General features: G+C 46.7%; 11 protein-coding genes and 1 pseudogene. 5 read left to right on the top strand and 7 right to left on the bottom strand.

What is annotated here, in order from left to right; all coding sequences use genetic code 11:
• Positions 1 to 288: IS66 family transposase (locus H595_RS0112450; RefSeq protein ID WP_027671509.1), on the top strand; the 288-nt coding region annotated here is incomplete at its 5' end.
• Between the two features lies 1 nt (position 289).
• Here H595_RS0112450 and H595_RS0112455 read toward each other — a convergent pair.
• Positions 290 to 1,305: pseudogene (locus H595_RS0112455) on the bottom strand (IS3 family transposase); the annotation flags it as partial.
• 624 nt (positions 1,306 to 1,929) lie between these two features.
• Between H595_RS0112455 and H595_RS0112470 the strand changes: the two are divergent.
• Positions 1,930 to 3,042, top strand: a complete 1,113-nt coding sequence (locus H595_RS0112470) for a DUF3592 domain-containing protein (protein ID WP_027671511.1) — start codon at positions 1,930 to 1,932, stop codon at positions 3,040 to 3,042.
• 298 nt (positions 3,043 to 3,340) lie between these two features.
• Here the strand turns inward: H595_RS0112470 and H595_RS23495 are convergent, their stop codons facing one another.
• Positions 3,341 to 4,153 (bottom strand): LytTR family DNA-binding domain-containing protein, encoded by an 813-nt coding sequence (locus tag H595_RS23495; protein WP_027671512.1) that lies wholly within the window; start codon positions 4,151 to 4,153, stop codon positions 3,341 to 3,343.
• Positions 4,154 to 4,283: 130 nt separating this feature from the next.
• Between H595_RS23495 and H595_RS0112485 the strand changes: the two genes are divergently transcribed.
• From H595_RS0112485 to H595_RS0112495, 3 genes are all read left to right on the top strand, one after another.
• The gene (locus H595_RS0112485; RefSeq protein WP_169338553.1) at positions 4,284 to 4,910 is read left to right on the top strand and encodes an outer membrane protein; all 627 of its coding nucleotides are present in this window, start codon (positions 4,284 to 4,286) and stop codon (positions 4,908 to 4,910) included.
• A 150-nt stretch (positions 4,911 to 5,060) separates the two neighbouring features.
• On the top strand, positions 5,061 to 5,435 hold the full coding sequence (locus tag H595_RS0112490) for a nuclear transport factor 2 family protein (protein ID WP_156885979.1): 375 nt from the start codon (positions 5,061 to 5,063) through the stop codon (positions 5,433 to 5,435).
• Between the two features lie 19 nt (positions 5,436 to 5,454).
• Positions 5,455 to 5,673: a DUF6500 family protein gene (locus H595_RS0112495; RefSeq protein WP_027671515.1), complete on the top strand. Its 219-nt coding sequence runs from the start codon at positions 5,455 to 5,457 to the stop codon at positions 5,671 to 5,673.
• On the opposite strand, the gene rraA is transcribed toward H595_RS0112495, so the two are convergent.
• From rraA to yfcC, 5 genes are all read right to left on the bottom strand, one after another.
• A complete protein-coding gene (rraA, locus tag H595_RS0112500; protein ID WP_027671516.1) occupies positions 5,657 to 6,139 on the bottom strand; it encodes a ribonuclease E activity regulator RraA in 483 nt (160 codons plus the stop codon). The two genes, H595_RS0112495 and rraA, sit on opposite strands and share 17 nt — an antisense overlap.
• Positions 6,140 to 6,395: 256 nt before the next feature.
• On the bottom strand, positions 6,396 to 7,808 hold the full coding sequence (locus H595_RS0112505; RefSeq protein WP_027671517.1) for an FAD-dependent oxidoreductase: 1,413 nt from the start codon (positions 7,806 to 7,808) through the stop codon (positions 6,396 to 6,398).
• Positions 7,809 to 7,817: 9 nt separating this feature from the next.
• On the bottom strand, positions 7,818 to 12,278 hold the full coding sequence (gene gltB / locus H595_RS0112510; protein WP_027671518.1) for a glutamate synthase large subunit: 4,461 nt from the start codon (positions 12,276 to 12,278) through the stop codon (positions 7,818 to 7,820).
• A 391-nt stretch (positions 12,279 to 12,669) separates the two neighbouring features.
• On the bottom strand, positions 12,670 to 13,848 hold the full coding sequence (gene iadA / locus H595_RS0112515; RefSeq protein WP_027671519.1) for a beta-aspartyl-peptidase: 1,179 nt from the start codon (positions 13,846 to 13,848) through the stop codon (positions 12,670 to 12,672).
• A 30-nt stretch (positions 13,849 to 13,878) separates the two neighbouring features.
• Positions 13,879 to 15,363 carry a putative basic amino acid antiporter YfcC gene (gene yfcC / locus H595_RS0112520; protein WP_037054717.1) on the bottom strand — a complete coding sequence of 495 codons (1,485 nt, stop codon included), beginning with the start codon at positions 15,361 to 15,363 and terminating at the stop codon, positions 13,879 to 13,881.
• Between the last annotated feature and the right edge of the window lie 31 nt (positions 15,364 to 15,394).

Genomic DNA, 15,394 nt, shown 5'->3' on the forward strand with positions numbered 1-15,394 from the left:
ACCTACAGCCTTAATCAATGGCCGAAGCTGATAGGTTATCTGGAAGATGGCAGGCTGAACATCGACAACAATCGCGCCGAACGTGCTATTAAGCCATTCGTCATCGGCCGTAAAGCCTGGCTGTTTGCAAACACCACATCAGGTGCCAACGCCAGTGCGACACTCTACAGCTTGGTCGAAACTGCCAAAATCAACGGATTAGAACCTTATGATTACCTGACCAGGTTGTTTAAAGAGCTGCCCACCGCAGATACACCAGACAAGCTGACAAAGCTGTTGCCATTCTGATCTACACGGCAATCACGCCGACGGTGTGGTTGCTGCAACGCTTACATTCAAAATCATTTGGACTTTGATAATCCAGATAAGAATGAAGCCTATGGCTGTTGTACCACATTGTTATGTAATTCATTACATCTTGCTGCGCGTCGTAGCGTGTTTCATAGTTGCGCCAGTGAACTCGTTCTTGCTTCAAGCTACCAAAAAAACTTTCGGCAACGGCATTATCCCAACAACAACCCTTTTTACTCATGCTGCCAATAAAGCCATTTGATTTGAGTAACCGACGATATTGATGGCTGGCATATTGAACCCCTTGATCTGAGTGAACTATTAATCCTGCTTTGGGTTGTCGCTGCCAAATAGCCATCGTTAACGCATCACAAACAAGCTGGGCTTTCATTCTTGAACCCATGCTCCAGCCAACAACCTTACGTGAATATAGGTCAATCACTACGCATAAATATAACCAGCCTTCTGACGTCCAAACGTAGGTGATATCACCTACCCAAGCTTGATCTGGCGCGGTTACAGCAAAGTCTTGTTCAAGCTCATTTTGATACACGGGCTTTTTATGATCGCTGTTGGTTGTTACCTTGTATTTCTTTTTATAACGAACCCAAACATTCGCTTCTTTCATTAACTGAGTTGTCTTTCGTCGACTCACCGGAAAACTCAACGTATTGAGCACTTTTTTAATGCGCCTAGCGCCATAAGTATTATCACTGAACTTAGCAATATCTTTGACTAAATCAATCATTTCTTGATGTGTTGAATCATCAGGTATATTTGCTTTACGCTTTTGATAACTATAATAATTATTACTTTTAACACCCAGTACATGGCATATGACTACCACAGGCCAGATCTTCTTATGTTGGGCAATAAACGAATACTTTACTTCGTTTCTTTGGCAAAGAAGACCGTTGCCTTTTTTAAAATTTCACGCTCCATTTCTAGACGTTTTACTTGCGCTTTTAAGTTACGGATTTCTTCTTGCTCTGGTGTTAATTTACCGTTACCACGACCTAATTTGCGACCGACTTTAACATATTGTGTCGTTCACCTTCAGACGCACTTCGAGAATGTTACCTGTTTGGTGTTCCTTATATAGTCAGTTTCATTTTAGGGCAGCTAAACTGCATATATATCAATGGCATTGACGTTATAAAACCTGTTACGGTGATGCCAAAAATAACCGCAGGAACGACTGCACCATGCGCGATGCATTAAGACAAAAAATTATTGCTGTTTGTGACACCAAAATACGCGCAAAAGGCGAAATGGTAGGGGTATCGTTTTAGCTCAGCCTTGATATCCGTGTTGATGGCCGCCGGCCTCTGGGAGTTTGGGTAGGTAATGTTGCAATCTGAAAATAATGGACTGATCCTATGTAAAAAATTGTTAAAAAGGTTAATTTGTACCAGCGCTAAAGCACTGAATAAGCAGTGGGTTGGTGTTATCCAGCGCCTAAAATGGCAGCTTGGCTTTTAGCCAAAGTGCAGCTAAGTCGCTAAAAACTTAACCTATTTAACTGTTTAACGTTGTTTAATTTTGAGGTGAAAGTGGATTTAAATGGTTTTCTGAGGTAAATATATTTGGCGAGATAAAACCGTCTGCAGTTAATTGAAAATAATAAGAAGAAAATAAATGGAAAAAACAAAAAGTTATAAAAGTGTTGCTCAACAAAGAAAGGTGAAGCTGCGACTAATTATTGCAGTCCTGGGTATCCTGGCATTATTCGCGGTGGCTTGGATAAAGGGGATTAGTTCGGAAAAGGCTGCCAAATTAATTGCGTCGCATCAGGTTGCTCAAGCCACAGTTCTGAGCTTGCAGCATAACCAGATTAAGGCGGCAAAAACAGATGAGCAGGATTACAAAAATATTTATAGCCTGCAGTATCAATTTACTGCGAATGGCAACACTTATGAAAAAACACTACTACTGTCATCTTTTGATTACGAATCGTTTCAGGGTATTGAGCAGATTGAAGTATGGTACGACCCTAGCAATCCTCAGCATAATTCAACTGAAAAGGAATTAAAAAAGAAAGCCAAAACCAGCAGTTTTACCTTGCGCCTTGTTAGTGCTGCAATATTTGTGTTCCCGGCAATGCTGTTTTTATTTAAATTTATTGCTTTCTTTTACGTGCGTGAACCTAAAGGCGCGCTGCCAATTGGTTTCTATACTGATACCAGCTGGTTAGATATTGAAGACTATTGCCTCACCGAAATTGAAAACGACACTTTACGGGTGGCAAAGTTTGATAAGAAAAAAGTTAGCAAGGTACAGTCGTTGTATCAGTCAGGTACAGCTTTTTCAGAAATCGTTGCTGCAGTTAAAGCAGATGAAACGGTAGTTCCACTAAACAAGGTAAGCTTACTGGAAAGTAAGCATTACAAAGATCAAATTAGCATAGAATGGCAGGATAATGACGAAGAGCATGATATACGGGTACAATTTCTTTCAGTTGCAGCAAAAGAACATGCGCTTGCCCGGATTAGCGCTTTGATACCTGGCTCGCTAGTACACCAAGTTGTTGCCAGAGGCCCTGTTCAATCAGCCAGTGCCTCATTCGTCGGTGTAATTCTAGGTGCTGCTGTTATAGCAACAGCAATGCTATATGAGTTTTCAGGGAAGAATTTGGATGTGGTACTGTTTGCGTTTGGCGGATTGATAATATATTTTGCACTGCCAAGCATGATTGCAAGACTGTTAGATCCCACCGTGATCACATCCTGGTCAGATGGCTCTGCCAAATAATGTACCAATGGTTAGCTGGGGGATACAAATCCACCAGCTAACCGTTTTGAAAAAGCGCTGATGATAAAGCAGTTGGTTACAACAGGGCTTTAGTCGCCACCAACACGCCATTATTGTCGGCATAAACAAACTGGCTGGGGATAAAATCTACCCCGGTTGATATCACCTAAATCCCGCCAGAGCGGGCCAGCAGTTCGCCAAGCGGCGCATGATGTCGAAATTAAATTTGTTTTAAAAGCTCACGGCTTTGTTGCCGAATATGTTTAAAAGTACTCTGCTTCCAATTATTTCTTTTAACCTAATCGCCGCAAAAGGCAGTCACTTGGCTGAGTTTGTGCCGGCTTATCGGAATTTCCAGCCCATTGTGTAATATTAAGACACCCTCGCGGCCTGCCTTGCGCAGTGTTTTGATGGCTGTTTTACTAACCCAGTATGAACGATGCGGTTGAATGCCCTCAATGTGTGCACAAAGTACAATGGCATCTTTCAAATTAGCCAGGATAAGTGTTTGCCCCGCTGAAGTGACCACCAGTAAATAATGTAACTCCGACTTTAAATAAAGCAGTTCGCCTTGTTTGGCTTTAGGAAGTAAGGCTTGTAAGGCGTCAGACTGACTATTCGTTAACACTTCATCTTGCAATGAATTGGCTGGTGATGGCTTAGTGCTGGGGATGACGATTTTAAACCCCAAGACCCAAGGCGTATTGATCGCCAGCCAACACAAAACAACAGGCGGAACGACACCACTGATCTCATGCCCCAAGGCTTGTCCTAAGCTAGGTAGGTTGGTCGGAACTGCTTCAAGCTTTAGTAATAAATCGATGCCTAGTGCCAAAGGTACAAAGCATATTGCGCCAACCAAACCAGACAATAGTAACTTTAACCAAGGATTGAGCGTATTAAAACCAGCAAAATGCGCCAAGCCTTTATGGCTTAACAGCATAAAAGTCATAGGAACAAAACTTTGATACAACCAAAGTGGCAACTGCAGGTAAAAGGGTAAATTGTAGTTGCTGTCAATCAGTGCAAAGAGCAAGGCTAATACCAACGCTATTGCAAAAAAATAGCGGATTGGCGAAATGTCGCCGAAACCGAAGGTCTGTTCATTCATAAGGTTAGATTTGCCGGCAGTTTGTTAGTCCATTCATGTAAAAGTTTGCCACTTCGTACAAAAGTCCTATCTGGCGAGCACTATAGCAGCATAATAAATGGGAGTGTTGAAAATCAATTTAGGTGTCAAAATGAAATTACAGTATTTAGTACCGGGTATTGTCTCTTTTTTGTTGTTTTCTGGTGGCCCTATAGCAGAGGGCTATTATGTAAAACCTTATGCTGGTTTAAGTTATATGAATGATGTCAGTACCACACGTGCAGCTGAAAGTGTAAGCGTGGAGCTGGAGCAAGGCATGGTATTAGGGGCGGCTTTGGGGTATCGCTACAATGCGGATTTTGCGGTAGAGCTGGCCTGGGAGTATCGTTCTAACGAAAGTGAAACTCAGTTGGGTACCACTTTTTATCCAGAAGGCAATTATGCGTCTAATATTTTCTTTCTCAATGGCATCTACTCCTTCAACAGTTGGCAAGAGATTACGCCTTATGTGGGTTTTGGTCTGGGGTGGATGCAAGAAATCGATATTGATTTAGAGCTCGCCGGCGTAGAAAGTTCTTATTCCAGCAGTGGTAATTTTACCTATCAAGGTTTTGTGGGGCTGGAGTATCCAATTGCTCAGCGCTGGGTGCTGCATACAGAGTTACGGCATGCCGGAGGTAAATCGGGTGATTTAAAGAGCGAAGCTGGTGCGGATGTCTTGGCTAACTTGAATTACAAACCCTTTACATGGCAAGTCGGCGTTAAATATTTATTTTAAAATACTGTAAATAGAAAAGTTCGGAGTTAATTCAAGTCGGAGCTGCAGGGGCAGGTCTTTTGCCTTTGCTGTTTAGGCGTATGCGCGGATATCAAAGTTGTGGTGTTATTATTCGCCTGAACAGCCTGGCTTTAGCGGAGATTTTAAAAATTGCATACTAACACCATTAAACAGCAAATAATGGAACTGGAACAACTGCTGGTGCAGCCCGCTACGCGGTTGTCTGCCGAACTGCTAAACCACTATCTGGCCGATGATTTTTATGAAATTGCCGCGACTGGCCGCTGTTTTGGTAAAGCCGATGTGCTTGAGCGCCTGCCAGCTGAAATGCCGCCTGTTATTAGCCAGCAAGATTTTGACTGCAGAGTTTTGGTTGAAGGCCTAGCGCAGTTGACTTACCGCGCCACGATACAGCGTGCTGAAAACCAAAGCCCGAGCTACTCGATTCGAAGCTCTATCTGGCGCTTTGATGGTGAAAAATGGCAGATGATTTTTCACCAGGGCACTGCTTGTAATCCATTTTAACCGCAGGAATTACCACACTATGCGCGATGCATTAAGACAAAAAATTATTGCCGTTTGTGACAAGAAAATCCTCGCCAAAGGCGAGAGCGTCGGCGTGTCGTTTTACGCCTTCTTCGCCAATCAAAACGACGACCCGGCGTTACTAATGGAAGCGGCAACCTGGTGGATCCAAACCCACCGGCTGGATCACTTTGAAAAAGCGCTGAAGATAAAGCAGCTCGTTACAGCAGGGCTTTAGTCGCCACCAGCACGCCATTATTATCGGCATAAACAAACTGGCCGGGGATAAAATCTACTCCGGCAAAAGTCACCGTTAGGTTGATATCACCTAGATCGCGCTTGTCGGTTTTCATCGGGTGAATACCCAGTGCCTGCACGCCAAGCGGGGTTTGGCGTATCTCGTCTATGTCGCGAATACAGCCGTTGATAATAATGCCTTCCCAGCCGTTTGCTGCCGCTTGCTCTGCCAGCATATCGCCGAGCAGTGCATGGCGTTTCGAGGTGCCGCCGTCTACTACCAGCACCTTACTCTGGCCCGGTGTGGCGACCAGCTGCTTTACCTTGGAGTTATCTTCAAAGCATTTTACCGTAACAATTTGCCCGCCAAAGGCGATTTTGCCACCGTAGTTGGTGAATATAGACTCTGCCACGCGGATATAAGCTGCATGGGCGTCGCAGAGGTCGGGTAGGGTAAATGGCGGCATAACGAACTCCTTGTATAGGTGCAGGCTGTAAGACATGTAGATTCGGGCGGTTGAGTAGCAGGCTCGAACCGGTTTGCCCACGCCAACACGCCGTGAACCCATCCCTGGGGGCTCGTCTATGCCCGTCCGGGGCATAGACGGTTGGCTTAGGGCAAACCTAATCTCGCTTACAAAGTTATCTGCTGCGGATGGTAACAGCCGGTTCGGGCATTTCGCCTAAACCGGCAGTTTAATCCCGCTGTTTATACTTCCAAGCTTATACTTCTAAGTAATCCAGTATCCCCTCGGCGGCTTTACGGCCCTGGGCGATAGCGGTAACTACCAAGTCTGAGCCTAATACCATATCGCCGCCGGCGAAGATCTTATGCTGGTTGGTTTGCATAGCAAAGGTACTCTTTTCGCTGGCGATAACACGGCCTTTAGCGTCGAGCCCCACACCCATGTCCACCAACCATTGCGGCGGGCTGGGTTGAAAGCCAAAGGCAATAACCACGGCATCGGCTGGCAGTATTTGTTCAGAGCCGGCAACCGGTTGTGGGCTGCGTCGGCCTTTCGCATCGGGTGCGCCCATTTCGGTGGTGACCACTTTAACGCCGCATACCTTGCCTTCGCTATCCACTTCAATGCCCAGCGGTTGTAAGTTAAACAAAAACTCGACGCCTTCTTCGCGCGCGTTTTGTACTTCTTTACGTGAACCCGGCATATTGGCTTCGTCGCGCCGGTAGGCGCAGCTTACCTTGGTGGCGCCCTGGCGAATGGAGGTGCGTACACAGTCCATTGCCGTGTCACCACCGCCTAACACCACCACGGTTTTATCTTTTAAGCTGACATACGGATGTTCGGTTTGCCAACCCATCAGATTATTGATATTGCCAATTAAAAACGGCAAGGCTTCATATACGCCCGGCGCGCTTTCATTGGCAAAGCCACCTTTCATGGGGGTGTAGGTGCCAAGGGCTAAAAACACCGCATCGTATTCATTTAGCAGGCTATCAAAGCTAACATCCACGCCAACGGTGGTGTTTAAGCGAAACTCTATGCCCATGTCGGTGAATATTTCACGGCGCAGGCTAAGCACGCTTTTTTCCAGTTTAAACGGCGGTATACCAAAGGTAAGCAGGCCGCCAATTTCTGGATAACGGTCAAATACCACCGGGGTAACACCATTTCGCACTAAAACATCAGCACAGGCTAAACCGGCAGGGCCGGCGCCTATTACCGCTACACGGCGCTCGGTTTTAACTACGGCAGATAAATCTGGCCGCCAGCCCATTTCAAAGGCTTTGTCGGTAATGTATTTTTCAATACTGCCGATGGTAACTGCACCAAAGCCTTCGTCTAGCGTACAGGCGCCTTCGCATAAACGGTCTTGCGGGCATACCCGGCCGCACACTTCCGGCAGGCTGTTGGTTTTGTGTGCCAACTCAGCCGCTTCGACAATTTTGCCCTCGTTAGCCAGCTTTAACCACTGCGGAATATAGTTGTGCACCGGGCACTTCCATTCGCAGTAAGGGTTGCCGCAGTCAAGACAGCGGTCGGCCTGACCTTCCACCTGGGTATGGGTCATGGGCTGATAAATTTCAACGAACTCAATAGTGCGTTCGCTGTGTGAGCGTTTTGGCGGATCAATCCGTTTTACGTCAATAAACTGGTATACATTCTGTGCCATAACGTCTCCCTACATCGCCTGAACCCGCAGCTCTGCTGACGAGCGTGCGCGGTGTCCCAGCAAGGTGTTTACATCGCTGGTTTTTGGTTTAACCAACTTAAATTTGCTTAAGTAGTTGCCAAAATCATTTAAGATTTTTTGCGCTTTGTCGCTGCCAGTTTCTTCAACGTGCTGGTGCAGCAAGCTACGTAAATGCTCTTGTAATATTGGCGTGGAAACATCCAACGCTTCTATTAACTCAGGGTTTAATCGCAGTGACAGATCGTCTTGCTCGTCTAGCAAATAAGCAAAACCACCCGTCATACCGGCACCAAAGTTAACCCCGGTGCAGCCTAGTACCACCACCACGCCGCCGGTCATATATTCACAGCAGTTATCGCCAGTGCCTTCTACTACCGCTAACGCGCCGGAGTTACGTACCGCAAAGCGCTCGCCTACTTGCCCGGCAGCGTATAAACGCCCGCCAGTGGCACCATACAAACAAGTATTACCGGCTATGGTAAAACCGTTTTTGGCGAAGCTGGCGCCCTTGGCCGGGAAAATGGCCAACTGGCCGCCGGTCATGCCTTTGCCGACATAGTCGTTGGCGTCACCTTGCAACGACATATGTAAGCCGCCAGCATTCCACACGCCAAAGCTTTGGCCGGCGGTGCCATTAAAACGAATGCGGATGGGGTCGGTTGCCATACCTTGATTGCCATGCTGGCGTGCAATAAAACCCGATAACGCAGCGCCTACGGAACGGTCGGTATTGCGAATGTTCAGGCTAAGCTGACCACCGGTTTTATGTAGCACCATTTGCTCGCAGCGTTTGACTAAATCCTGGTTTAACTTGCCTTCGTCAAACGGCGTATTGTTTTGTACACAAAACAGCGCTTTGTCTGACGTAACACCACTGGCTTGCAAAATAGGCGTTAGATCCAGGCGGGCCTGCTTTTGTGTTTCGCTGTCTTTGATTGCCAGTAAATCAGTGCGGCCAATTAGCTGGGTAAGCTCTGTAACGCCTAACTGCGCCATTAGTTCCCGTACCTCAAAAGCTAAGAACTTAAAGTAGTTCATTACCATTTCAGGTAAACCGGTAAAGTGGTCACGGCGCAAGGTTTCATCTTGTGTAGCAACACCGGTGGCGCAGTTATTTAAATGGCAAATACGTAAAAACTTACAGCCCAACGCCACCATTGGGCCAGTGCCGAAGCCAAAACTTTCAGCACCTAAAATAGCCGCTTTAATAACATCTAAACCGGTTTTTAAACCGCCATCTACCTGCAAACGCACGCGGTCACGCAGGCCGTTTTCAACCAGGGCCTGGTGTACTTCGGCTAAGCCTAATTCCCATGGGCTGCCGGCATATTTTACTGATGTCAGTGGGCTGGCACCGGTGCCGCCGTCATAACCGGAAACAGTGATTAAATCGGCATAGGCTTTGGCCACACCAGCGGCGATAGTACCAATGCCGGGTTCTGACACTAATTTCACCGAAATAAGTGCCTGCGGGTTAACCTGCTTTAAATCAAAAATAAGCTGGGCTAAGTCTTCAATAGAATAAATATCATGATGCGGCGGCGGTGAAATAAGCGTTACGCCAGGCACCGAGTAACGCAGCCGGGCAATTTCGGCAGTAACTTTTTCACCCGGTAACTGGCCACCTTCGCCTGGCTTAGCGCCCTGGGCTACTTTAATTTGGATAACTTCAGCGTTAACCAGGTAATGCGGCGTAACACCAAAGCGGCCCGATGCCACTTGTTTAATTTTAGAGTTTTTCTCGGTGCCAAAACGGCGAGGGTCTTCACCACCTTCACCTGAGTTAGAGCGCCCGCCTAAACGGTTCATTGCAATGGCTAAGGCTTCATGTGCTTCGGGGCTTAAGGCACCGATAGACATGGCGGCGCTGTCAAAGCGCGGATACAGGTTTTGCTCGCTTTCCACCTGTTCCAGCGGCACCGGTGTGCTGTCTGCCAATTTAAACAAGTCGCGTAAATGGGCAATAGGGCGCTGATTCACAATACTGCTGTACTGCTGATAATCTTCATATTTGCCCGAACGCACGGCTTTTTGCAGGGTTTGCACCACGTCGGGGTTGTAGGCATGGTACTCGCCATCGTGTACGTACTTTAATAAACCACCGTGGTTTAGTGGCTTGCGTTTTAGCCAGGCCACCTTGGCTAATTGCTGTATATCTTGTTCAAAATCGACAAAACCTGCACCGCCAATGCGTGACGGAATATCAGCGAAGCATTGTTGCATTACGGCTTGATCTATACCCACTGCCTCAAACAGGTTTGAACAACGATAACTTGCGACCGTTGATATACCCATTTTCGACATGATTTTATACAGGCCTTTATTAATGCCTTTGCGGTAATTAAGTACTGCATTGCGGGCTGTTAAGGTAATAACGCCTTTTTCAACCAGCTGCTCTACCGTTTCGTACGCCATAAACGGATAAACACCAGTAGCGCCTAAACCAATTAATACAGCAAAATGGTGTGAGTCACGGGCAGAAGCGGTTTCAACAATGATGTTAGAGTCACAGCGCAGCTGAGCATTAACCAGTGCATGCTGTACCGCACCCACTGCCATTGCAGCCGGGATAGGTAACTTGCCTTGTTCAATACGGCGGTCGGTTAATATTACCAGTACCACATTGTTGTCACGTACGGCACTGATAACATTGTCACACAGTTGCTTTACGGCTTGCTCAAGGTTGAGTGTGGCCGGGTCGAAGTTCAGTGAGAAAATCTGATGCTTGTAATACTTTTCATCGGCTTGTTTTAGCTGTTTTAAGTCAGAATACATCAGCACCGGTGATTCAAACTGAATACGACGGGCGTAACCGGCGGTTTCTTTAAATACGTTATGCTCACGGCCAATACTGGTGGCCAGCGACATAACATGAGATTCACGCAGTGGGTCGATAGGCGGGTTAGTTACCTGCGCAAACTGTTGGCGAAAGTAATCAAACAAGGTACGAGGCTTACGCGACAGCACCGCCATTGGCGTGTCATCGCCCATAGAGCCAACTGCCTCCTGGCCATCTTTGGCCAGTACGGTCATTACCTGATCAATTTCTTCGTAGCTGTAATTAAACAGCTTGTGATACACCAGCATGTCATCATCGGTAAATACCCGCTTGCCAATTAAATCAGTTTCGTACTGCTCATAAGGCACTAGCCGCTGCACGTTAGCATTTAGCCAGTCGCGATAGGTATGACGCGCCATTAAATCGGTGTCAATTTCATCTGAGCGCCAGATTTTGCCGGTAGTGGTATCTATTGCTAACATTTCGCCCGGGCCTACGCGGCCTTTTTCGACCACTTCATCTGGCGTGTAGTCCCAAATACCTACTTCTGAGGCTAGTGTAATCAGTTTGTCGCGGGTTATAACAAAGCGGGCAGGGCGCAAGCCGTTGCGGTCAAGATTACAGGCTACGTGTTGCCCGTTGGTCATAACAATGCCGGCCGGGCCGTCCCACGGCTCCATATGCATGGAGTTAAATTCGTAAAACGCTTTTAAGTTGTCATCCATTACGCGGTTGCCCTGCCAGGCTGGTGGCACTAACAAACGCATGGCGCGGAATAAATCCATGCCGCCGGCTAACAGCAGCTCAAGCATATTATCCAGTGAGCTGGAGTCAGAGCCACTTTGACTGACAAACGGCGCGGCGTCTTGTAAATCGCTTAACAACGGTGAGGCAAATTTATATTGCCGGGCACGGGCCCATTGGCGGTTGCCGGTAATGGTATTAATTTCACCGTTATGCGCTAAAAAGCGAAATGGCTGTGCCAACTGCCAACGTGGCATGGTGTTAGTGGAAAAGCGCTGATGGAATACGCAAATAGCCGTTTCCATGCGAATGTCGGCTAAATCGAGATAATAACGCGGCAAATCTGCCGGCATCATCAGGCCTTTAAAAACGGTAACCAGTGATGAAAAGCTAGGGATATAAAAATCGGCATCGTCGCTAAGTTGTTTCTCAATGCGCCGACGCACCATATATAAGCGGCGTTCTAAGTCGTGATCGCCCCAGCCGTGCGGGGCATTGACAATAACCTGCTCTATGGACGGCATAGAGTTAAGCGCCAGCGGGCCAAGCACGCTGCTGTCTACTGGCACAGTTCGCCATGCCACCAGCGTTAGGGTTTCGCTGGCTATTTCACGGGCGATAATTTTTTTGGCTAAAGCCGCCTTTACTGGATCCTGGCTGAAAAAAATCATGCCGACGCCATATTTTTTTGCCAGATTCCAGCCGTTCTCTTGTGCAATGGCGCGGAAAAAACTATCCGGCTTCTGCATCAATAAACCACAACCATCGCCGGTTTTACCGTCAGCGGAAATGCCGCCGCGATGTTGCATCCGGTCAAGGCCGTTAATTGCGGTTCTGACGATCCGGTGGCTGGCAGCGCCTTCCAAATGCGCTATCAGACCGAAGCCACAGTTTTCTCTTGCCTGACTGTGTTGGTACAACGCCATGACTCACCTCCAAACTTGTCCTGATATTTAATAAATATTAATTATTTATGAATTATTATTCTTTTAAGTGATTTTTTTGCTGCTGAAAGAAAATAACGGTTACTCTTTCAGAGGTCAATGCGCTGTAGAGTATTTGCTCTGGAAGTTTTTAGCCATCTAAACGTTCAAGAACTGACATGTATACCTTTAATAGATTAAAAAAGCAAGCTGACTTTAAAGTGCTATACCTTGCACTAATCGCAGTTAGCATACTTTTCAAAATGAAAATTAATTACATGAATTGGCGATATTTTTGCCGTTTATAACGGTTGGCACAAAAAAAAAGCTGCAAATGCAGCTTTTTTAATAACTATTGTATGTGCAGATGCGCCATATTTATGCGCTTCTGCTTTTACTCAAAAGTACCTTTTACTATGGCGTTGCCCTGTTGAACTAATAGGGTTCCTTTGCCAATAACATCACGGATCTGCAAGTTATCCTTGTGCAGTAATACGATATCTGCGTCACAATTTTCAGCAACACGTCCTTTGTGTTTTAAGCCTAATATTGCTGCGGGTGAGGCAGATATACTACAAATAGCATCTGACAGTGATACCTTGTGCTGCATTACCGCGTCGCGGGCGGCCTGATACAAGCTTTGTACACTGCCTACTTGTAAGCCCAATAGTTCGCCTTCGTCATCGTAAATAGGCAAGCTGGCATTGCCATCGGAACTGAGTGTTAACTGCATGATATTAATGCCATGCTGAAGTGCTTCTGCTAATGCTGCAGCAGCGGCTACTTCACCGTGTTTGAGATCAAATTCCGTAGTGCTGGTGGTAAAGTCAATTACGCCACCTTTTAATGCAAACTCAAGCCCGGCTTCAAATACCCTGCGGTTGCGGTTCATGTGCGTTGGGTAAAACTGTTTTAGTTTTAACTCGGTACCGGCAACGGCTTGGTATATCGGTTGTAAAATACGTTCACCAGCGCCCATATGCACGCTCACCACGCCACTTTTACCGGCTAATATGCCACCAACGCGAGCAGCTGCCGCCACTTTGCGTATTTCATCAGTGGTGGGCTGAGACGAACGATGATCACTGATGGCAATTTCGCCAACACCAATAAATTTATCGATGAGAATTAAATCATCCGTAATATTGCCCATCAAGGTGCGACAAGGAATTTCATACGAGCCGGTATGGCAATAGGTGGTAATGCCTTCAGATTCCAGCGCATGGGCCTTAGCCAGTAAATTTGTCAGGGTGCGGGTAGTGGCATCGGTACCCAGCACACCAACTGCTGTGGTGACACCACCTAAAGTTGCATCGGTAAGCTGCATTTCGGGTGTGCGGGTAGCAAAGCCACCTTCGCCACCGCCGCCAATAAAATGCACTAACGAGTCAACAAAGCCAGGGGTAAGATAGCAGTCTGTTGCATTTATAACCTGAACGGGCAGGTTACTACTTGCCAGATTAAAATTAGTGCCAATAGCAGCTATTTTACTACCGGCGATAACTACGTCCTGTCTGCCAAGTGACAGCGGTGCTATCAGCTCAGCATTCTTTATTAGAATTATAGCGTTCAAAATTTTTACCTCATTATTGTCGCTGGGCGATTACTGATAGCCGATGGCGACAGCGAGTAACATAAAGGAGCTGGCGAGCAAGAACAGCCACAGCTGTAATTTCCAGACAAACTTGAACCACACTGTCCAGTCAACGCGGACTACACCCAAGCAGCCAATTAACGCGGCAGAGGTTGGAATAATGCAATTGGTTAAGCCATCACCCAGCTGAAATGCTAATACGGCAATTTGGCGGGAAAGTCCGACTAAATCGGCCAGTGGTGCAATAAGCGGCATAGTTAACGCCGCTTGACCTGAGCCAGAGGCAACGAAAAAGTTAAAAATGGACTGAATAACGAGCATTAGCCAAGCCGATAAATAGGTAGGTAAGTCTCCCAGTGCCTGGCCGGAGTAATACAGCAGGGTGTTAAGCACGGAAGGGTCTTCCGGGTTTTCTCCACCTAACATTAACACGATGCCTTTTGCCATGCCGACGATCAGTGCCGCCGGTAATAGCTCTGCAGCGCCTTGTTTAAAACCATCTGCGGCTTCGTTCATACTTAAGCGTTTGCCTAATACGGCAATAACGGCGATAACGATACCTATAGTAAAAAACTGGCTGGCAATTTCTGGTATATAATATTTGCGCGTTGTAACGCCCCAAATAATCCAAACCAAACCGGCGAAAAATGCCAATAAAATAGTGCTGTCTAACGCACTGTATTGGTGTTTAGCGTCGGCGGTTTGTTGGGCACGGAGCTTCTGATCCGTGTGATAACTTAATGACGTTTCAGGGGCGGTTTTTATCTTGGCGGCATAACGCATGGTAAAAACAATGCCAAAGGTGGTAAATACCAACCACATGGCTATGCGCAGGTTTGCACCAGACATTAGTGGTATTTCGGCAATGCCTTGGGCAATAGAGACATTAAAGGGGTTCATCCATGAGGTGGCGAAACCAATTTGTGTCGCAACATAGGTCACCAACACTGTGGTGATGGCGTCGTAGCCCAACGCCAGCATTAATGGCAGCAATACAATGCAAAATGCTATTGCTTCTTCGCCCATACCAAATACGGCACCGCCTAAAGAAAATAAACCAAACATTAATGGAATAAATAAAAACTCCATCCGTTTCGTCTTTTCTATTAAGGCAAGTATGCCGTTATGAATGGCACCGGTTTTCATGATTATGCCAAAAGCACCACCAGTGAGCAGAATAAAGGCCACTACACCAACAGCTGAACCCCATTTATTGCCCGAGACCAATCCTTCAAAAGCATAATTAAAAAAGCCAATACCGCCGCCTTCTGCAAACAGAGGCACACCTTGTTGGCTGTCCTGCACCAATGTGAAGCTATTAGGATCAATTTTGCCTTTTAATTTAGTCGCACCTTCAGCAACGGGAGCGGGTTCGGTTAGGGTAAAAACCCCGGCCGGAATAAGGTGTGATGCAATAGCAGCCAGTATCATTACGAAAAATAGAATGATAAAGGCGTCAGGCATCGACACCGGTTTATTGTGTACGGTAGACATAAAAGTTACCTGTGAAAGTAGATAAAACGGG

Source organism: Rheinheimera baltica DSM 14885, assembly GCF_000425345.1.
Taxonomy (GTDB): Bacteria; Pseudomonadota; Gammaproteobacteria; order Enterobacterales; family Alteromonadaceae; genus Alishewanella; species Alishewanella baltica.